This is a genomic window from Promicromonospora sp. NPDC050262 (assembly GCF_040655935.1).
Taxonomy (GTDB): Bacteria; Actinomycetota; Actinomycetes; order Actinomycetales; family Cellulomonadaceae; genus Promicromonospora.
Genome location: NZ_JBFAKX010000010.1, coordinates 121,966 through 141,874, shown reverse-complemented (window position 1 = coordinate 141,874; position 19,909 = coordinate 121,966). Strand labels below are relative to the sequence as shown.

Annotated in this window: 15 protein-coding genes; 13 read left to right on the top strand and 2 right to left on the bottom strand. The window is 72.6% G+C overall.

All coding sequences use genetic code 11. The features are described 5' to 3' along the window. Positions 1-48: 48 nt before the first annotated feature. From AB0I29_RS16600 to AB0I29_RS16560, 9 genes are all read left to right on the top strand, one after another. Complete coding sequence (locus AB0I29_RS16600; protein WP_357483294.1) at positions 49-378, top strand: hypothetical protein; 330 nt, start codon at positions 49-51, stop codon at positions 376-378. Beyond that, positions 375-1,520: a conjugal transfer protein gene (locus AB0I29_RS16595; RefSeq protein WP_357483292.1), complete on the top strand. Its 1,146-nt coding sequence runs from the start codon at positions 375-377 to the stop codon at positions 1,518-1,520. Before AB0I29_RS16600 ends, AB0I29_RS16595 begins: the two co-directional genes overlap by 4 nt. Before the next feature lie 14 nt (positions 1,521-1,534). Beyond that, positions 1,535-1,819, top strand: coding sequence for a hypothetical protein (locus AB0I29_RS16590; protein ID WP_285100538.1), 285 nt, complete (start codon positions 1,535-1,537; stop codon positions 1,817-1,819). A gap of 112 nt (positions 1,820-1,931) precedes the next feature. After that, positions 1,932-2,705, top strand: a complete 774-nt coding sequence (locus tag AB0I29_RS16585) for a hypothetical protein (RefSeq protein ID WP_357483287.1) — start codon at positions 1,932-1,934, stop codon at positions 2,703-2,705. A 6-nt stretch (positions 2,706-2,711) separates the two neighbouring features. After that, positions 2,712-5,243 carry an ATP-binding protein gene (locus tag AB0I29_RS16580; protein WP_285100540.1) on the top strand — a complete coding sequence of 844 codons (2,532 nt, stop codon included), beginning with the start codon at positions 2,712-2,714 and terminating at the stop codon, positions 5,241-5,243. Next, positions 5,240-7,237, top strand: coding sequence for a hypothetical protein (locus tag AB0I29_RS16575; protein ID WP_357483283.1), 1,998 nt, complete (start codon positions 5,240-5,242; stop codon positions 7,235-7,237). Before AB0I29_RS16580 ends, AB0I29_RS16575 begins: the two co-directional genes overlap by 4 nt. Further along, entirely contained in the window at positions 7,237-7,863 is a 627-nt protein-coding gene (locus AB0I29_RS16570; RefSeq protein WP_357483280.1) for a hypothetical protein, read from the top strand. Before AB0I29_RS16575 ends, AB0I29_RS16570 begins: the two co-directional genes overlap by 1 nt. After that, the gene (locus AB0I29_RS16565; protein ID WP_285100543.1) at positions 7,860-9,143 is read left to right on the top strand and encodes a M23 family metallopeptidase; all 1,284 of its coding nucleotides are present in this window, start codon (positions 7,860-7,862) and stop codon (positions 9,141-9,143) included. The genes AB0I29_RS16570 and AB0I29_RS16565 overlap by 4 nt, the downstream gene beginning before the upstream one ends. A gap of 151 nt (positions 9,144-9,294) precedes the next feature. Continuing rightward, entirely contained in the window at positions 9,295-10,818 is a 1,524-nt protein-coding gene (locus AB0I29_RS16560; RefSeq protein WP_357483277.1) for an MDR family MFS transporter, read from the top strand. 263 nt (positions 10,819-11,081) lie between these two features. Here the strand turns inward: AB0I29_RS16560 and AB0I29_RS16555 are convergent, their stop codons facing one another. Further along, a complete protein-coding gene (locus tag AB0I29_RS16555; protein ID WP_285100545.1) occupies positions 11,082-12,455 on the bottom strand; it encodes an SMI1/KNR4 family protein in 1,374 nt (457 codons plus the stop codon). Between the two features lie 60 nt (positions 12,456-12,515). On the opposite strand from AB0I29_RS16555, the gene AB0I29_RS16550 reads away from it, so the two are divergent. Next, positions 12,516-13,466: a ribose-phosphate pyrophosphokinase gene (locus AB0I29_RS16550; protein ID WP_285100546.1), complete on the top strand. Its 951-nt coding sequence runs from the start codon at positions 12,516-12,518 to the stop codon at positions 13,464-13,466. Here the strand turns inward: AB0I29_RS16550 and AB0I29_RS16545 are convergent. After that, positions 13,463-14,902 carry a CCA tRNA nucleotidyltransferase gene (locus tag AB0I29_RS16545; protein ID WP_285100547.1) on the bottom strand — a complete coding sequence of 480 codons (1,440 nt, stop codon included), beginning with the start codon at positions 14,900-14,902 and terminating at the stop codon, positions 13,463-13,465. The two genes, AB0I29_RS16550 and AB0I29_RS16545, sit on opposite strands and share 4 nt — an antisense overlap. A 204-nt stretch (positions 14,903-15,106) precedes the next feature. On the opposite strand from AB0I29_RS16545, the gene AB0I29_RS16540 reads away from it, so the two are divergent. The 3 genes from AB0I29_RS16540 (at position 15,107) to murJ (ending at position 19,795) form a co-directional block, all read left to right on the top strand. Next, entirely contained in the window at positions 15,107-15,742 is a 636-nt protein-coding gene (locus AB0I29_RS16540; protein ID WP_285100548.1) for an NUDIX hydrolase, read from the top strand. Beyond that, positions 15,739-17,988 carry a DUF6049 family protein gene (locus tag AB0I29_RS16535; RefSeq protein ID WP_357483271.1) on the top strand — a complete coding sequence of 750 codons (2,250 nt, stop codon included), beginning with the start codon at positions 15,739-15,741 and terminating at the stop codon, positions 17,986-17,988. The genes AB0I29_RS16540 and AB0I29_RS16535 overlap by 4 nt, the downstream gene beginning before the upstream one ends. An 85-nt stretch (positions 17,989-18,073) precedes the next feature. Then, positions 18,074-19,795 carry a murein biosynthesis integral membrane protein MurJ gene (murJ, locus tag AB0I29_RS16530; RefSeq protein ID WP_357483268.1) on the top strand — a complete coding sequence of 574 codons (1,722 nt, stop codon included), beginning with the start codon at positions 18,074-18,076 and terminating at the stop codon, positions 19,793-19,795. Positions 19,796-19,909: the final 114 nt, after the last annotated feature.

Below are 19,909 nucleotides of genomic sequence, written 5' to 3'. Positions count from 1 at the left end.
CCATTTGTGCTCACCAGACGCAACTGACGGATCAACGGGAGAGGCGAGATGAGCAAGGACGAGCTCGACCAGGCGCCCGGCGCCGGACTCGGCAGCACCGACCTCGGCAGTACCGACCTGCAGGCCGCGGACCCCGGTCCTTCGGCCTTCGACCACACGTGGTCCATGCTCCGGGACACGGCCGAGGTGCACGCCGCACGCGGTGAGGTGGCACCCGTGGTGCGCGACCTCATCGCATCGCTCGCCGAGGACCCCCTCGGCGAGAACGACACGACGATCCGCCTGACCGAGGCGCTCGACAGCCCCCGCGTGCGCAGCGCGCGCGAGGCCCGCGCGCGCATCCGCGCAGACCTGCAGAACGAGGTGCACACGCGATGAGCTCGCTCCTCGTGCGCCGTCGGGGCAAGAAGGCCGCCAAGCCGGCCGAGCTGCCCGGCCCCGCCGACGGCGCCACCGGTACCGCCTCGCCGTGGGCGGGCGGACCCGACCGGCCGGCGACACCCGCGTCGTCGGGCGGCGGAGGTGCGGACGACGACCCGCCCCCGGCTGTCGTGGAGTGGTCCAACGGCCCCGCCCTGGCCACCAAGGCCTGGGGGGTGCTGCTCGCGCTGGCGCTGCTCGCCGGTCCCGCGGCCCTGGTGTGGACCGCGCTGCGGCCCGCGCCGGCCCCCGTCGCCGCGGCCGCCGGCACCGCGAGCACCGCTCAGTCCGCCGCCGCGACCGAGCGCGCGGTCGAGCTCGTGGAGACCTGGCTGCGGGCCGACAGCAACGACCAGCAGCTCATCGCCTCGCTGACGAACGCCCCGGTCGGCACTCTCCCCCAGGAGGGCCTGACCATCCGCGACTCGTCGGTGGCACAGGTCGAGGAGGCGGAGAACGACGTCTGGTCCGTGACGGTCGGCGTCGACGTCGCAGAGCCCGCCCCGGGCTCGACGCCTCCGCCCGCCGACGCACAGGCGAAGGGCGAGCAGGCCGAGGTCCCCCTCGTGTGGGTGCGCCGCTACTTCCAGGTGCCGGTGCTGGTGCAGCGCACGGACACCAGGTACTCCGGCCCGGACCTCGCGGTCACGGCCCTCGCGCTGCCGTCGCCCGTCCCCGGTCCCGCGGCCGCCGCCGACCCGCCGGACCTCGGCTACTCCGAGACCATCTCCCCGACGTCGCCGGCGGGCCAGTCCGTCGCCGGGTTCCTCGCGGCCATGGTCGCGGGCGACGGCGAGATCACGCGCTACCTGCGCCCCGGCACCTCCGTCTCGGCCGTGACCCCGGCCCCGTACACGGCCGTGGCCGTGACGGGCATCAAAGGCTCGCACGAGGTCACGGAGAACCCGGCCGACGGCGACGGCACGCACGCCCTGACCACCGTCGAGCTCACGCGGCTCGACGGCAACAAGACGACCGCCCAGTACGTCCTCACGCTCGTCGCGCGGGACGGCCGCTGGGAGGTTGCCGGCGTTGAGCCGGCTGTCCGTATCGACACGACGCCAACCGGCACGACCGACCCCGGCACCGCCGGGGAGTAACGAAGGAGAGAACCATGATCAGCGAGATCGTTATGGCCGACGGCTTCCTCGACCTCATCACCGTGAAGTCCGAGGAGGTCAAGAGCGCGATCGAGTCCGTGACCTTCGTGGTCGTCATCCTCATGGTCGTCATCACCGCGGTGAAGACCAAGATGTCGATCGCGGCCATCCTGATGTCCGCGATCGTGGGCGGGATCGTCCTGTGGCTCGTGAACGGTGGCATCAACGTCACCTCCGAGCTCGCCCGGGACGAGTTCGACTCCGCTCCCGCGATCGTGAACACGCAGACCGTTCTCTGACGGGCGCGCGGGAGCAGCAGGTCAGGAACATGGGCATGGCGCCGGGGGCAAGGCACAGGGTTGGTCGGACGGGTGCGTTCGTGCGCCCGGCATGTGGTGAGGAGGGTGTCCGGTGACCGAGACCGCGAAGTTCTACACGAAGGCCCGACGCATCCCCATGCTCGTGGGGAAGCTGCCCAGCGGCGGGCGCATCTGGGGTGGTCCGTACACCATCACCCAGGTGGGAGCGGGCGCCGTCGTGGCGTTCGCCCTGTGGAAGACCGCCCCCCTGTGGGCGCAGCTCGGCGGTTTCATGAACATCGTGGTCGCCGTCGGGGTGGTCGTCGGGGTCGTCTGGGCGACCGGCAAGCTCCCGAGCACCGGGCGCAACCCCGTCGCGTTCGTCATGGACGCGATGAACCTGACCTCGAGCCCGGGACGTCTCGTGGGCGGACAGGTGTCCCTGCCCAAGCCGCGCCTGATGACGCACCGTGTCATGGCCGTGGTGCCGGGCGCCGCGGTCAAGGCCGAGCGGCTGACCGGGCCGACGCCGCGACCCGCCACTCCGGCCGGGACGACGCGACCCGTCGTCGTGCAGCCGGTGCCGACCGAGCTGCTGCCGGAGCTGACCGGCCGCGGTCCCGCGGACGCGACGTTCGAGGGCCGCCGGCTCGACCCGGGTCCAGCGCCACAGACCGGACCGCAACCAGGACGGCAACCTGACCCGCGACCCGGCCCGCAACCCGCCGCGCAACCCGGCCGGCGCTCGCCGGCGGACTGGGCGGCAGCCGCCGCGACCGCGGCGGCGGACCGCAGGAACGCCGACCTCACCGGCGTCGGCCAGCTGCTGGCCGGCAAGCCGAAGAACACCGACCGCACCGCACCCACCACCCTGCGAGAGGACTGAGCCCCCATGCTGAGCCACATCTCGGCCCTGACGGACGGCCTCATGTGGACCCGCACCGGGACCGTGTGGGCGGTCTGGCGCGTGTCTCCCGTTCCCTACGCGTTCCAGCCGGACGACAAGAAGCACGCCGCGCGGCGTCACCACACCGCGCTGTACCGCGCACTGCGCGGCGAGTCCCTGCACCTCGGCCTGACGGCGGCCACCGACCCGGCGTCGGTGGTGCTCTCGATGATCGAGGGCGTCGACCTGTCCGAGCGCGAGGCCTGGGCCGCCGAGTGCGAGGCCACCCTCGACTTCCTGGAGCAGATCCCGATCGGGCGGCGCGTCCACTGGATCGCCGCACCCCTGGCGAACCCGGGCGCCAAGGCGTTCATGGAGCCGCTGCAGGCGAGCTGGACCACGCTCCAGGACACGCTGATGATGCCGCGGTCCGTGCCGGGCCGGCACGCGATCGGCGAGCGGGCCGCCCAGGCGGAGGCGCTGCGCAAGGAGATGCCCTCGGCGTTCGACCCCCAGCCGGCGTCGGTGGCGGAGATGGCCTGGATGTTCGGTCACGCGATGCAGCGCGGCCTCGGGCTGGACACGGCGGTCCCGGTCGACGGGTCGCTGGATGCCGAGATGCACCTGTCCGGTCCCTCGGTCCTGCCGTCCGCGCTCGTGGACCCGGCCGGGCAGACGGACTCGGAGAAGAAGCTGGGGCCGCTGCAGATCCTGAAGCGGCCGTACGTGAAGGTGCTCGACCCGACCAACCCCGAGCTCGCGTCGTACCAGACGACGCTCGTGGTCAGCGACACGCCGTCCGGCGGGATCGTGTACCCGGGGTGCGAGTGGATCGGGCGTGTCGACGAGTCGGGTGTGCCCTGCGACTGGGCCATCCGCATGACGGTGCGCTCGCGCGACGAGGTGACCAACCGCAACCGGCGCGCGGTGCGGACCCTCAACGACCAGTTCGACCAGCGCTCCGAGGAGGAGCGGGCCGGGTCGTCCCTGGACACGACGGCGCGCGCGCTCGGCGAGTACCAGGCGGTCATGGACGCGGACGAGCTCGAGGTCGAGGTCGACGCCACCACGATGTTCACGGTCTCGGGCCACACCCCGGAGCAGGCGCTCGACGACGCCCGCGACCTGACCAAGTACTTCGCCGCCATGCAGTTCTCGCTGCGTACGGACCCCACGATCCAGCCGACGCTCTTCGAGGCGACCCTGCCGGGCATGCCCACGCCGCGTGCCGTGCGGGAGTACTCGCAGATCACGACCGCACGGGCCTTCTCCGCCGCTGTGCCGTTCGCGACGACCGAGCTCGGCGACACCTCCGGCGCGCTGTTCGCCCTGGAGATCTCCAACGGAGCGGCCCGGCCCAACCCGGTGTTCGTGAACCTGGCCGGCGCCACCGACAAGCTCGACGTGGCGCTCGCGATGGGCTTCGTGGGCGAGCTGGGCTCGGGCAAGTCGGTGAGCATGAAGACCGTGGCCATGGACAACGTGGACATGGGCGCCACGCTCATGGCGGTGGACCACACGGAGATGGGCGAGTGGGGCATCGCCGTCTCGGAGATCCCCGGCTCGCAGGTCGTGGAGATCTCCGAGGACGCCACCGTGTCCATGGACCCGCTGCGGATCCTGCCGCCCGCGCAGGCACCGCGCGTCGCCCGCGCCTTCCTCACGGTGCTGCTGTCGGTGCAGACCAAGTCCGAGCAGAACGTGCTGCTGTCCAAGGTGCTGCAGACCGAGTACATGTGGCGGCACCAGATCACGTCGCTCGGCTCGCTCGCCCGGCACCTCGAGCAGGACTGCGAGTACCCGGGCGCCCGGATGCTGGCCGACGAGATGCGCATCTTCTCCGAGCTCGACTTCGGACGCGCCCTCTTCGACGACACGCTGCCGCCGCTCGACCTGGGCTCGCCCGCGATCGTGCTGCACACGCACAAGATGCAGCTGCCCTCGCGCGCCGACATGGAGCACGGGCACCTGTTCGCCGAGCTCAAGGCGGAGAAGGTGTTCGGCCGCGCCACGTTCGCGCTCATCGCGGCCCTCGCCCGCTACCGCTGCTTCGCGGACCGCTCACGACTCGACATCTTCGCCGCCGACGAGGCGTCCAAGACCATGTCGTCGCCCGAGGCGGCCGAGGAGATCGGCACGTTCATCCGCGACGGTCGCAAGCACAAGGCGGCGCTGCTGCTCGGCAGCCACGACGCCGAGGAGGACTTCGGCAACGAGGTGGTGCGCGGCCTGATCCCGTTCCGCGTGCTGCTGCGCCACCGCGACTCCAACCTCGCCCGCAGAGGCTTGCGCTGGCTGCACGGCCTGCCGACCGACGCCCCCGTGGACGAGGGCCTGGTCAAGCTGGTCACCGAGGGCACCGCCCCGGTGACGGACGCCGCCGTCGGCGTGGTCGAGGAGCGCCGCGGGGAGTGCCTCATCCGCGACTTCCAGGCCCGGTACGGCCGGGCGAAGGTCATGGCGCCGCTCGTGGAGAAGCGCGCCCAGACGGTCAAGACGACGCCGACCAGCTCGACCGGTGCGGTGATCGGGGCATGATCGGGCTGGCGCCCCTCCCGTTCGCCGACCCACAGGGTGGGCTGAACCTGGAGGACACGCAGGGCGTAGCCGTCGACCGGTTCATGCTCCAGTGGGACACGGGCTCGCCGTGGAACCCGCTGAACGTCGACTCCGAGATCTTCTCGACGCTCGCCGGCATGTTCTGGGTCTGGTACCGGGACATGGTCGCGGTGCAGATCTGGGTGCTCGACTGGGTGCTCGGCATGGACTGGCTCGGCTACATCCTGGCGCCGCTGGCCGGGCTGAGCATCATCGTGCAGGGCATGGTCGCGCAGATCGGCCTGCTCAACCTGATGCTCATCATCCTGGCGTTCGTCGTGGGGTTCTGGCTGCTCAAGGGCCGGTACGCGGGCGGCTTCATGGAGCTGCTCATCGGCTGCGTCATCGCCGCCCTGGCCACCGGGTTCCTCGCCAACCCCATGGCGACCATCGGCGGTGAGCAGGGCATCATCATGCAGTCGCGGAACGCCGGCATGGACATCGCCACGGGCTTCGCCACCGAGGGGGCGTCGTTCGAGCGGGACTCCACGGTGATCCGGGACGGCCTCAAGGGCCAGCTCGTGGACACCCTGCTCCGCGCGCCGCACCAGATCATCAACTACGGCTCGGTCATCGACGGCACAGGCTGCGAGGACACCTACACCGAGAACGTGGGCCGGGAGAACGCCGTCGACGAGATCGGCGGGTGCGACGCGGCCTACAAGGAGGCGGCCTCCACGGTCGACGCCGGCACGGTGGTCTCGACGCTCAGCCTGCTCACCACCGGGTTCGTGTTCCTGCTGCTGTCCGTGGTGATCGTGGGCGGCACCATCTTCGCGGTGCTGCTGCTGGGCTGGTCGGCCATCAAGCTGCTCTGGCAGCTCCCGGTCGGCGTCATCTCCAGCGGCACACGGGCCCAGCTCTTCCGCACGTTCGCGAGCGTGGCCTTCGGCGCCGTCCTGGTCGCGATGGCCACGATGTTCCTCGTCGCCTGGATGAAGATGCTGCTCGGCTTCTACGACGCGACGAGCGGCCTGCCGTTCCTCGTGCGCCTGTACCTCTTCAACACCCTGGTCGTCGCGGGCGCCGTGTTCTACGTGCTCATGGGTGCGAGCGTGCGACAGGGCCTGCGGACGCTGGCCGACAAGCTCGCGGCCGCCGGCGTGCCCTCCCAGATCGGCGAGCCGGCCGCGATGCCGTGGGACGGCACCGCGAAGTGGCGCGACCGGTACAACAAGGCCAAGTCCTGGGCGGGCGTCGGGCTCGGCCCGGCCCCGGTGCAGCCGAACAGCAACGCGGTGGAGGTCGACGGCGACGACGCCCCGGCCGCGGGTCCGTCCGCCATGGACGGCACCCCCGGTGGCGGCACGGTCGGCGGTGCCGCGGCGGGGACGGCCGCCGGGGCCGTCGCAGGGCGCGTGGCCGGCGACGACAACCGGACGGTCCCCATCCCCGTCGACGGCTCCGGCTACGACGGCGGAGCGGATGGCGGGCCGGGCAACGGGAACGGCGGCGGCAACGCCTGGAGCACCGCCGCCCGGACCGTCCAGGACGGTTCGCCCGACGGCGGACGCGGGGCCGGCGACCAGGTGCCCGACGCGACGAACGTCGGCGAGAAGGCGGGGAACGAGCCGTCTCCCCACCTGCCGCCGACGGCCGGCGAACGGCTCAGCGACCGGCTGGGCAGCGCGGGCCGCGCGGGGACGTCGATCGCACTGCAGGCGGGCGCCATGGTCGCGAGCGGCGGCACGTCCGCCGCGGCGGCCGGGGCCTCCAAGGCGCTCACCGTGGTCCGTAAGGCCGGGCAGGCCAAGCAGGTGCTGGGCGCGGTGCGCGGCCTCGGCCGCCGGGGCGAGCGGTCCCAGAGCGCGGCGCGGCTCGCCCAGTCCCTCAACGCCGCACGCCAGGGTGGTGCGTCGCCGGGCGCGGGGCCGCAGCCCTCCGCGATCGTGCACAACCCGGGGCGGCGCCAGATGCGAGAGCTGGGCCGCTGATGAAGCGCACGGTGATCGTGGTGCTCACGGTGGTCGCCCTCGCGATCGGGACCTGGATCGGCTGGCCCCGCGAGGGCGGTCCCGCGGCCGACCCGACGGCGGAGGTGAACCCGGGCGCCGCCGCTCCCGGGAACCAGGACGACTTCGACAACCCCGTGGGGACGTCCGACGACACCGACGACGCGGCCGCCACCGAGGCGGTCGACGGCGACCCGGCGGCCGGGGATCCCGCGGTCAAGGTGACGGCCGAGCCGGAGTTCGACGAGACCGCCCCCACCGAGCCCGTCGAGGCGACGTGGAACGACACCGTCCGGCAGGCCGCGCGGGACGCCGCCGCCGCGACCATCAGCGCGTTCGCCGCGACCGACCAGGCCGAGGACGCGTGGTGGGACGGCCTGAAGCCGCTCCTGACGCCGCAGGCGCAGCCCGTCTACCAGGACGTCGACCCGCGCCTCGTGCCGGTCGCCGACGTGACCGGTGACCCGGAGGTCACCGACGAGACGTCCACGCTGCTCGCGGAGGTCGCGGTACCCACCGACATCGGCCCGTACACGGTGCTCCTGACCCGGGCCGACGGCGGGGCGCCCTGGCTGGCCGAGCAGATCAGGCCGCCGGAGGGGTCGTGAGCGGGCGGGACACCGTCGGTCTCGCGACCCGGGTCGCGTCGCAGGCGGTCCGGTCCGCGAGGCCCGGCAACGGCAGGAAGAAGGACGACGGGACCCGGCGCGCGGTGCTCGTGCTGGCCGTCCTCGTCGCCGCCGTCCTGGCGGTGCCCGCGGCGGTGGTCGCGATGGTCGTGCTGGTGGGCGGCGCCGTGAGCGAGAACCAGTCGCAGAACGGCTGCAGCATGTCGGCGTCGGTGGTGCCCGCGGGCGGCCAGCTGCCGGCCGCCGGCGGTTTCACGGGTGAGCAGCTCCAGAACGCCGCGGTGATCCTCCAGGTGGGCCAGGAGCGCGGGGTCCCGGCCCGCGCGCAGGCCGTCGCGGTGATGACGGCGCTCGGCGAGTCCGGCATGCGCAACCTGAACTACGGCGACGACCGGTTCGGCGTGCGCAACCCGGACGGCTCGCTGACCTCCTCGATCGGCATGTTCCAGGAGCAGAAGTGGTACGGCACGGTCGAGGAGCGCCTCGACCCCGTGCAGTCGTCGGGCCGGTTCTACGACCGGCTGCTCGCCGTCACCGGCTGGGAGACCCTGGAGCCGACGATCGCCGCCCACAAGGCGCAGCGCAACGCCGACCCGTACCACTACCAGAAGTACTGGGACCAGGCGCTCCAGGTGATCCAGCTCGTCAGCGGCGCCGACCAGGCGGACCTCGACGCGCTGTCGCAGTCCATCCAGGGATCCGCGGCCGCCGCGCCCTGCATGTCCGGCTCCATCGGGCAGGCCGCCGTCAGCGCGGGCGGCTGGGCCAACCCGGCGGTCGGGTCCAAGGCGTCCGGGTTCGGGCCCCGCAACACCGGCATCGCCGGGGCGTCGACCTACCACCTCGGGCAGGACATCGCGGCGTCCTGCGGCACCCAGGTGTACGCGGCCGCGGCCGGACGCGTGGTGATCTCGGGCGCGACCGGCTGGGGCACCGGCAACACCATCCGCATCGAGCACGGCATGGGCCTCGACTCGACGTACGGGCACCTGCTCACCGGCACCAACCTGGTGCGCGTGGGCCAGACGGTGCAGGCGGGACAGCAGATCGCGTCCATGGGCGGCGACTCGCGCATCGACCCGGCGGGTGCCGGCACGTCGTCGGGCTGCCACCTGCACTACGAGGTGCGGATGAACGGCCAGGCCGTGGACCCGGAGCCGTTCATGGCGGGCCAGGGCGTGACCCTCGGCGTCGCGACGCCGGTCACCGAGCCGGTCTCCCCGGACGGTACGGACGGGACGGACGCCTCGGCGAACTGACCGATGATTTCTGCTGACCGCAGACGTCGACAAAAACAGGTCGCGATCGTCATCGGGAATACCGGACGATGATCCGGCGTCGTTAGACGTAGGTCGTGTGCAATGTCGCTCTCGATCTCGGCCCGCGTTCCGTACCGAGAGGGCATACCCCATGACGACCGAAATCCTTGACACCACTGAGCCGCTGGACGACCGTCCAGCCACCCGACCGCCGTCGGCCAGCGTCGACGCGCCCGCGGAGGCGCGCTCCGACAAGCTCGCCCCCGGCCACTTCCGTGCCATCGCGCTGCTGATGGCGAGCGCCTTCACCGTGATCCTCAACGAGACCACCATGTCGGTGGCGCTGCCGCCGATCATGGACGAGCTGGGCGTGACCCCGACGGTCGGCCAGTGGCTCACCACGGCCTTCCTGCTGACGATGGCGGTCGTCATCCCGGCGACCGGGTTCCTCATCAACCGGCTCGGCACGCGCGGCGCCTACCTGCTGGCGATGTCCCTGTTCACCGTCGGCACCGCCCTGGCGATGATCGCCCCGGGGTTCGGGGTCCTGGTGACGGGCCGCGTGGTGCAGGCGACCGGCACGGCGATCATGATGCCGCTGCTCATGACGACGATCATGACCATCGTGCCGCCGCACATGCGCGGCCGGGTCATGGGCAACGTCGGTCTGGTCATCGCCGCGGCGCCGGCGCTCGGCCCCACGCTGTCCGGCGCGATCCTGGAGCCGCTCGGCTGGCGTGGTGTGTTCGGCGTGGTCCTACCGATCTCGGTCCTGGCGCTGGTCGCCGGCCTGCTCTGGATCCGCGACGTCTCCGACAAGGAGCACCACACGCTCGACCCGCTGTCGCTCCTGCTCACGCTCGTGGCGTTCGGCGGCCTGGTGTGGGGCCTGTCCGGCCTGGGTGAGGGCGCGCACGCGGGCGGCACGCTGAACCCGTGGATCCCGCTGGGTACGGGCCTGGTGTTCCTCGGCCTGTTCGTGTGGCGGCAGATCGTGCGGCAGCGGACCGAGTCCGCGCTGCTGGACCTGCGCACGTTCCTCGAGCCCAACTTCCGGGTGGCGATCGGCATCATGGCGGTCGCGATGCTCGCGATGCTCGGCACCCTGATCGTCCTGCCGCTGGTGCTGCAGGAGGCGATGGGCCTGACCCCGCTCCAGTCCGGCCTGATCGTGCTCCCGGGCGCGCTCGCGATGGGCCTCCTGGGCCCGGTCGTCGGCCGGTGGTACGACCGGGTCGGACCGCGTCCGATCCTCGTGCCCGGCACGGTGCTCGTGACCCTCGGCATCGGCATGCTCGCGTTCCTGCACCCCGGCATCTCGCCGTTCTACGTGCTCGCCGCCCACATCCTGCTGAGCCTGGGCCTGGCCGCGGTGTTCACGCCGCTGTTCAGCGCGGCGCTCGGGGTGCTCAAGCCGCACCAGTACTCGCACGGCTCGGCCACGATCAACACGGTGCAGCAGGTCGCGGGTGCCGCGGGCATCGCGCTGTTCATCGCGATCATGACGCTCCGCTCGGACACGCTGACCGCGGCCGGCGAGTCCGCCGCCGACGCCCTGACGGCCGGTGCGAGCCTGGCCTTCGGGATCGGCGCCGGTGTGATGGCGCTGACCATCGTTCTGGCCGCGCTGATCAAGCGGCCCGAGACCGACGGCGAGTTCCACGGCGGGCACTGACCTCCTGAGCGGCCGGTCGCCGCGGGCCTGACGAGGGCGGGAACCCCACCGGGTTCCCGCCCTCGTCGCGTGTGGCCGCCGGGGGCAGAGTGCACCCGATCAGCACCTGCCGGCCCTGCTGAACTTCGTTCACGCCTGACCCGACGTCTCCGGCTGTACCGGACTGTTCAGCACAGCCGTATTACCCGGTCCCCTGCCGGTCGAAGTTCATCTCTCCCGGCCACCCTCTGACTGGGTACACCTTCCGCCGGACCGGAACCCCGTCAGCGGTCGAAGAGCCGGCCGAGCAGACCCTTGCGCCGGGGACGATCCATCTTCTCTGAGGACTCCTTGGACTCCGGAGCCCCCAAGCGGTCGCCCTCCGGGCGCGTCAGCCGGGTGACCTCGATCAGTTCTCGACCGCGCAGTTCCAGCAGCCGGTTCGCCACCGCGATCGCCTCGGGCAGGCCTGGCAGTGCCGCGCGGACGGGCACGAACCCGGCCGCCTTGAGGCCGGGCGGCACCGTTCCGGCGTCGAGCCGCCCGGCCCAGTCGGCCGGGGCCAGGTTCAGGAACTCGGTGTCCGACGACGAGCCGGGGCCGGCCCCCTCGCCGTCTGACCTGTCGGGCAAGTCCTGCCCGTCCGCCGTCGGGCCGGAGCCCGCTCGACCGGAGCCCACCGGGTCGACGTCGCCGGGCCCGGACCCCTGCCTCACGAGCAGTGCCGCCAGGCTGTCCGCCCGGTAGGCCGCCCCGGCGTGCTGCTCGTGGTCGAGCAGCACGACCTGACCCACGTGGCCGTTCGGCCCCGGCGCGAGGTCGGCGGCGAAGACGTTCCCGGCGCCGTCGGTCCCGACCGGGAACCAGAGCGGCGAACCGATCGCGGCCTGCACCCGTCCCGCGGGATCGGCCGGCGCCGAGGTGTCGGCGTCGGCGGTCCAGGTACTGAAGCGGGCCGCGGGCAGGAACGCCTCGCGGAGAAAGCTCCCGCGCAGCGGCACGATCTCGAACCCGCTGAACCCGCCCTGCTCGGCCGCGAGGCTCAGGTTGCCCGATCCGGCCGCCGCGTACAGCGCCCGCACCTCGTCCGGCAGCCGTGCGCCGTCGGGCAGTGCGCCCTCGGCGGCGGCGATCTCGTCGGGCGCCGCGCCGACGGCGTCGGGCATCCGCTCGGCGATCAGCCGGGTCACGGCGTCCGGGTCGGCCGACGCCGCGGCTGCGCCGTCGGGCGGCGGCGAGATCGTCTCCCGGTACCGCGCCGGCAGCGCGCCGGGCTCCAGCACCACCTCGAGCACCGGCGTGACCGGCCCCGACACGACCGAGGCCGGCAGATCGACGAGCTCGACCACGTCGTCGGCGGGGCGCGGCCCGGCGACGACCCGCACCGTCTGCCCGGCGTCGGGCGAGAGGTCCGCGATCGCGCGGAGGGCATCGTCCAGCTCGGCCTTGGGCCCGCGCCCGCCGGTCCGGGCTGCCTCCCGCGCAGCCTCGCGGTAGTGCGCGCGCCGGGCGTCGGCATCGCCGTCGTCCAGGTAGGACCCGTCCCACGCGCCGCCGCCCACGGTCCCGGCGAACTCGCTGACGTCCGTCCCGGGCGGTGCCGACCTGCGCAACGCGTCGACGAACGGTTCCCAGGTCTGCCACTCGGTGAGGCTCACGATCCACATGATGCCTGCTCCTGCTGGGCGTGTCGGCCCGACGTTCCGTAGACTCCAGCCATGGCCGAGGTGAGGGTCTTTGCCGGTACCGGGGGGCAGCGTTTCGCTCGGGAGATGTGCGCCGATCTCGACGTCCCGCTGAGCCCGATCAACATCCAGCGCTTCGCGAACGACTGCCTGCAGGTCCAGCTCATGGAGAACTGCCGCGAGCGCGACGTCTACCTCGTGCAGCCCGTGGTGCGTCCCGCCCAGGAGAGCCTGATGGAGCTCCTGCTGATGATCGACGCCGCCAAGGGCGCGTCGGCCGCCCGGATCACCGCCGTCATGCCGCACTTCGCGTACGCGCGCTCGGACAAGAAGGACGCGCCGCGCATCTCGATCGGCGGCCGCCTCGTCGCGGACCTCCTGGAGACGGCGGGCGTGAACCGCATCCTCACGATGACGCTGCACGCGCCGCAGGTACACGCGTTCTTCCGCGTGCCGACCGACCAGCTCAACGCGCTGCGCGAGCTCGCGGCGCACTTCCTGCCGAGCGACCTGTCCAAGGCCACTGTGGTCTCCCCCGACCTGGGTAACGCGAAGAGCGCGTCGGCGTTCGCGAAGATGCTCGGGGTTCCGGTCGCGGCGGCCGCGAAGGAGCGGTTCGACGGTGACCGCGTCGTGATCACGTCCCTGATCGGCGACGTCACCGGCCGCGACATCATCGTGCTCGACGACGAGATCGCCAACGGGTCCACGATCCTGGCGATCCTCGACCTGCTCCGTGAGCACGGCGCGCGCAGCGTCCGGATCGCCTGCACGCACGGCATCTTCGCCAACGACGCCGCGCACCGCATCGCGGCCGACCCCGACGTCGTCGAGATCGTCACGACCAACACGGTGCCGTCGACGGGCCTGCTGGCGCACGACAAGCTGTCGGTGATCAGCGTGGCCCCGGCCTTCGCGGAGGCGGTCCGCCGGATCCACAGCGGCGAGTCGGTCAGCGCCCTCTTCGACCCGACGCACGTCTAGTCCCGCTCGGCCCACCACTTCTTGAGCTCCTCGGCGGCGACGTCCTCGCCCAGCGGACCGCGCTCCATGCGCAGGCCCAGCAGGTACTTGTAGGCCTCGCCGACGGCGCGCGACGGCGAGATCCCGAGGATCTCCATGATCTGGGTCCCGTCGAGGTCCGGCCGGATCGCGTCGATCTCCTCCTGCTCGCGCAGCGCCGCGATGCGGTTCTCCAGGTCGGTGTACGCGTCGGACAGGCGCTTGGCCTTGCGCTTGTTGCGCGTGGTCGAGTCGGCGCGGGTGAGCCGGTGCAGCCGCTCGAGGAGCGGGCCGGCGTCGGTCACGTAGCGCCGGACGGCGGAGTCGGTCCACGCGCCGTCGCCGTACCCGTGGAACCGCAGGTGCAGCTCGACGAGCCGCGACACGTCCTTGACCACCTGCTTCTCGTACTTGAGCGCTCGGAGCCGCTTGGTGGTGAGCTTGGCGCCGACCACCTCGTGGTGGTGGAAGCTCACGCCGCCGCCGGACTCGAAGCGGCGCGTGGCCGGCTTGCCGATGTCGTGCAGCAGGGCGGCGAGGCGGAGCACCAGGTCCGGCGCGGGCACCGCGCCGTCGGCACCGGTCTCCTGCGCGATCGCCTGGTCGAGCACGGTGAGCGAGTGCTGGTAGACGTCCTTGTGCCGGTGGTGCTCGTCGATCTCGAGCTGGAGGGCCGGCAGCTCGGGCAGCACCTGTTCGGCGAGGCCGGTGTCGACCAGCACCTCCAGGCCCGCGCGCGGGTTGTCGCTCAGGATCAGCTTGGTGATCTCCGCCTGGACCCGCTCGGCCGACACGATCTCGATCCGCTCGGCCATCGCGACCAGTGCGGCGAGCGTTCCTGGTTCCACGTGAAACGACAGCTGGGCCGCGAACCGCGCGGCGCGCATCATGCGCAGCGGGTCGTCGTCGAACGAACGCTCGGGCGCGATCGGGGTGCGGAGCACGCCGGCGGCAAGGTCGCTCAGGCCGTTGAACGGGTCGACGAAGGTGAGGTCGGGTACGCGGACCGCCATCGCGTTCACGGTGAAGTCGCGCCGGGACAGGTCGCCGTCGAGGTTGTCGCCGAACTCGACGAGCGGCTTGCGGGACGCCGGGTCGTACTTGTCGGTGCGGTACGTCGTCACCTCGACCACGACGTCGCCCCGGCGCGCGCCGATCGTGCCGAACTCCTTGCCGATGTCCCAGTGCGCGTCGCCCCACCGGGCGAGGATCCGCTGCGTCTGGTCGGGCGAGGCCGACGTCGCGAAGTCGAGGTCGTTGCTCGTCCGGCCGAGGAAGGCGTCACGGACCGGACCGCCGACGAGCGACAGCTCGTGTCCGGCGGCGCGGAACTGCTCGCCCAGCTCGAGCGCGGCGGGCGCCATCTCGGTCAGCACGCCGAGCGCACGGCGCAACAGATCCTGTTCAGGGGTAGACACAGCCCAAGATTCTCCCAGACCCGGCACGGCCCCACTCACCGAGGTTCACGCCCTGCACCCGAGCGGCAACTGCGAGGCCCCGTGCCGGCCCCGCCGCACCGTCATGCGAACATGGTGCGGACGGGCCGGGGCGACCCGGTGCCCGAAACCGCCCGCACCCCGCGCCTGACCAGATCAAGGGTGGTCAGTCGGTAGTGTTGGGGCATGTCCACCCCTGTTCCGGCGAGCGACCGTCCAGACGGTCGCCCGGAGGTGCCCACGCCGCCCGGCGGAGCACCGCTGCGGGTGAATCCTGCCCGGCGTGCCGCCGCGACGAGCGCCCCGGTCCATCTGCCGATCGTGGACGAGACGTCGGCGGGCGGGCTCGTCCTGCGCGCCGAGTCCGACCGGCCCGAGGAGTTCAGCGCCGCGGTGCTGCTGCGCCGCAACCGCACGGGCCGCCTGGAGTGGTGCCTCCCCAAGGGGCACCTCGAGGGACGCGAGACGCCGCAGGAGGCCGCGATTCGCGAGATCCGCGAGGAGACCGGGATCCGCGGCTCGATCCAGGCCGAGCTCGGCGTGATCGACTACTGGTTCACCGGTGAGGACCGGCGGGTGCACAAGGTGGTGCACCATTACCTCTTGCGCGCGGAAGGCGGTCACCTGACCGTGGAGAACGATCCGGACGGCGAAGCCGAGGACGCTCTCTGGGTCAGGGTCGACCAGCTCGCCGAGCGTTTGTCGTACCCGAACGAGCAGCGACTGGCCGCGGCCGCCCTGGATCTCCTCGTGTCGTCGAGGAACCTCCGGGACGCACTGCGCGCCGACGCCTTCCCCACGGAGCGCCCAGACCTGCCATGACGCAGCACGCCGACCTCTCCCGCAGTCCCGCCCGCAGCCGGGCGGCCCGCCGTACCGGCGCGCTCGGCGCCGTGCTCCTGGCGGGCGCGGTGCTCGTCGGGTCCGCGCTGCCCCCGGCAGCGGCCACCGGTCCGACGGCGGCACGCACCCCCGCGGACACCGCCGCCGCCCAGCCGCTCGCCACGACTTCCTCCGCTGCCGCCGGGTCGCTCGACGTCGCCGTCACCGACATCTCGCACCCCGTCTCGCACCCGGGGGACGAGGTGACCATCCGCGCGAAGGTCACCAACACGAGCGACGCCACGGTGTCCGACGCGGTGGCCCAGCTGACCATCGACTACGTGGCGATCACCTCGCGCACGGAGATCGACGAGTGGACCACGGCCGACCTGCTCGACCCGGTCCGGGGCAACCCCATACCGAGGACGATCGGCGACCTCGCGCCGGGCGCGTCCAAGAACGTCTCGTTCACCTACGACCCCGGTGCCCAGACCTTCCGCGGCTTCGGCGCGCGCAAGCTCGCCGTCGCCGCCGGCGACGCCACGGGTCGCCTGGGCATCGCGCGCTCGTTCCTCGTGTACGACGCCGACGGCCTGGAGCGGGAGCCCATGCAGGTCAGCGTCCTCGCCGCGGTCACGAGCCCCGCCGTCGACCCGGCCGACCCGAGCACCGCCGAGCTGGAGCTGGCCCAGCAGGCCGCCTCCGGCCAGCGGCTCGACGGCGTGCTGCAGGTCGCGGAGAGCACGAAGCTCTCGCTGGCGATCGACCCCGACACCATCGGCGTGGCCGCGAAGTCGGACGACCCGGCGCTCATCGAGTGGTCCGAGCGCATGACCGCGGCCGCCGCGAGCACCACCACGTACACCCTCCCCAGCCACGACCCCGACCTCGCGGCGCTCGCCCACGCGAACGTGCGCACCACCGGCGCGCGCAGCTTCCTCCAGGCGCCGCGCCGCGGGAACTGGGAGGTGCCGGAGTCATGGCGGGGCAACCTGTCCTGGCCTGCGGACGGCGTCGTGCCCGACGTCGAGACCGTCGGCCTCGGGGTCGCGGCGAAGCGCGGGCACGTCGTCGTCGGCAGCGGCGGACTCGCCTACGAGGGCGCCGGCACCGTGACGGGCCGGGCGGACGTCCGCACGCCGTCCGGCACGGCACGCGCGGTGGTGGCCGACACCGACCTCACGCGTGCCTTCCTCGCCGCCACCGATCTGTCGGGCGCGGACACCGAGACGTCCGCGGAGAGCTTCGCCTCCACGGCGGCCGCCACGACCGTGTCCACCCCGACCGAGGGCGCGCAGCGGCTCCTCGCGGAGACGGCCGCCCTCGTCACCCAGACGCCGAACGACCCGCCGTCGCTGGCCATCGTCGCGCCGCGGACCTGGACGCCCGACGCCGAGGGCGCGAGCGAGATCCTGAACGAGCTCGACGCGGCGGGCTGGGTCGACGTCACGACCATCGACACGCTGTTCGCGCAGGACGCCCCGGACGTGGCCCGCACCGCGCTGTCGAAGCGCACCGTGGCCAAGGCCGAGCTCGGCGCGACGAACGTCGCAGCCCTGGAGCGGGCGCGCGACGCCGTCGTCACGTTCTCGTCGGTCGCCGTCGACCACTCCTCCCAGATCTGGCGACCGGGTGTCACCCGCCTGATCGCCCCGCTCGCCGTCGCGCACCGGGCCGACACCGGGCTCCGGGAGGCGCTCGTCAAGCAGACCCTGGAGGCGTCGAACGCGCTCACGCAGCAGTCCGTGACCGTGGTGCCGCGCCAGGACGTCAACTTCATCACGGACAAGGGCAACATCCCGGTGCGCGTCCGCAACACGCTCGGCGTCGACGCGACGGTCACCGTGGTGCTGCGCCCCGACCACCCGCGACTGACCGTGGACGCACGCAGCACCGAGGTCATCCCGGCGGGCCAGGAGATCGACGTCCAGGTCCCGGTGCGAGCCATCGGCTCGGGCGACGTCGCCGTGACCGCCCAGGTGCTCACCCCGACCGGCGCCAAGATCAGCGACGACTCGTCGTTCCAGGTCCGCGTGCGCGCGGGCTGGGAGGAGCTCGGCACCTGGATCGCCGCCGGCCTCGTCGCGCTGCTGTTCCTGGCCGGGATCTGGCGCACGGTCCGTCGCGGGCGTTCCCCGTACCGTGCCACCAGCAAGGACGTCGAGGAGGCCACCGGTACGGCCCCTGAGGCGCCGGAGACCACCCGGGCGGCGACGGCGGACTCCGTGGCCGCTCGGGCAGAGTAGTGTTTCGGCCGCCGCACACGTCTGCCGAACAGCGCCGGGCAGGGGCCCAGACCATGGGAGTAGTCGCTTGACCCAGGAGAACGCCGTGACCGCACCGACCGACCCCGCGTCGGATCCCAGCGCCGAGGCCGCGGGCGAGCCGGGTACGCCCGCGACGCCCCCGTCGTCGACCAGCAGCCTGGGACGCAACTCGATCGTGATGGCGGCCGGCACGGCCGCGTCCCGCCTCGGTGGCCTGGTCCGCAACATGATGCTGGTGGCCGCGATCGGTTCCGCCGGCACGGTCGCGAACGCGTTCGACGTCGCGAACAAGCTGCCCAACGTCCTGTTCGCGATCCTGGCGGGCGGCATGCTGAACGCCGTGCTGGTGCCGCAGATCGTCAAGGCGTTCCGCGCGCACAACGCGCAGGAGCGCGTCGACAAGCTGCTCACCGTCTCGGCCGTCGGCATCCTCGCCATCACCGCCGTCCTCACCGGCGCCGCGGCGTGGGTCGTCATGCTCTACACGGACGGCTGGTCGGCCGAGCAGCTCGCGCTGGGCACCGTCTTCGCGTACTGGTGCATCCCCCAGCTCTTCTTCTACGGCCTGTACACACTGCTCGGCCAGGTGCTGAACGCGCGCGAGCAGTTCGGTCCGTTCATGTGGGCTCCGGTGGCCAACAACGTGGTCTCGGTGCTCGGCTTCGCCGTGTTCCTGATCGTGTTCGGCGGCGCCCCCGACACCGGCATCAACGACCTCTCCGAGTGGAACACCCCGCGCACGATCCTGCTGGCCGGCACGGCCACGCTCGGCATCGTGGCGCAGGCCCTCGTGCTGCTCGTGCCGCTGCTGCGCTCCGGCTTCCGCTGGAACCTCCGCCTGGGCCTGCGGGGCATCGGCCTGCGCTCGGCCGGGGGCGTCGCCCTGTGGACGTTCGCGGCCGTGGTCCTGGAGCAGGCGGGTGTCCTCTACCTGACCCGGGTCGCGGCCGAGGCCGGCAACGCGGGCGACGCCGTCGCGGGCAACGCGTCCTACACCCAGGCGCTCCTGATCTACCTGCTGCCCCACTCCCTGGTCACGGTCTCCATCGCGACGGCACTGTTCACGGGCATCAGCAAGGCCGCCCAGGCGGGCGACACCGACCGGGTCCGGTCCGACCTGTCCCTGGGCCTGCGCACCATCGGCGTCTTCACCGTGTTCGCCACCGCGGCCCTCGTGGTGCTGGCCGGGCCGGCCACGGCGTTCATCGTCCCGACCGCGGGCGAGCAGGGTACGGCGCTCATCGCGCCCGTCCTGGTCGCGCTGTCGTTCGGGCTGGTGCCGCTCGGCGGCATGGCGCTCATGAAGTGGGTCTTCTACGCCTACGAGGACGGCCGCTCCGTCTTCTGGATCACCGTCCCGTCGACGGTCGCCCTCGTGGCCGGCCTGGTCGCGGCGCAGGTCTGGCTGCCGGTCGAGCTCTGGGTCATCGCGGCCGGCGGTGCCTACGCCCTGTCGAACTGGATCACGGTGCTGCTGCGCACCGGTGGCCTCAAGCGCAAGCTCGGCGGGCGGCTCGACGGCGGGCGCATCTTCGTCCTGCACGCCAAGACGGTGCTCGCCGCGGCGGTCGCCGGGGGCGCCGGGTGGGGCGTCTACCAGCTCGTCGGCGGTTTCGACGTGCTGACGTTCGGCAAGGGCTGGGTGCTCACGATGCTCAGCGGGCTCTGGGTGACGGCGCTCTGCGGCCTGGTCATGCTCGCCGTCTACGTGCTGCTCCTGCGCCTGCTGCGCGTCGAGGAGCTCAACGGGCTGCTCGGCCCGGTCCTCGCACGCCTGCGGCGCTGATCCGCCCCGCCGTCGTACACACCGCCGTCGTACCGGAAGCGCAGCCCGCGCGCGCGGGCTGCGCTTTCGTACATACGGACGATGCTTCGGCGGGTGGGCAACGGTTCCGCGTAG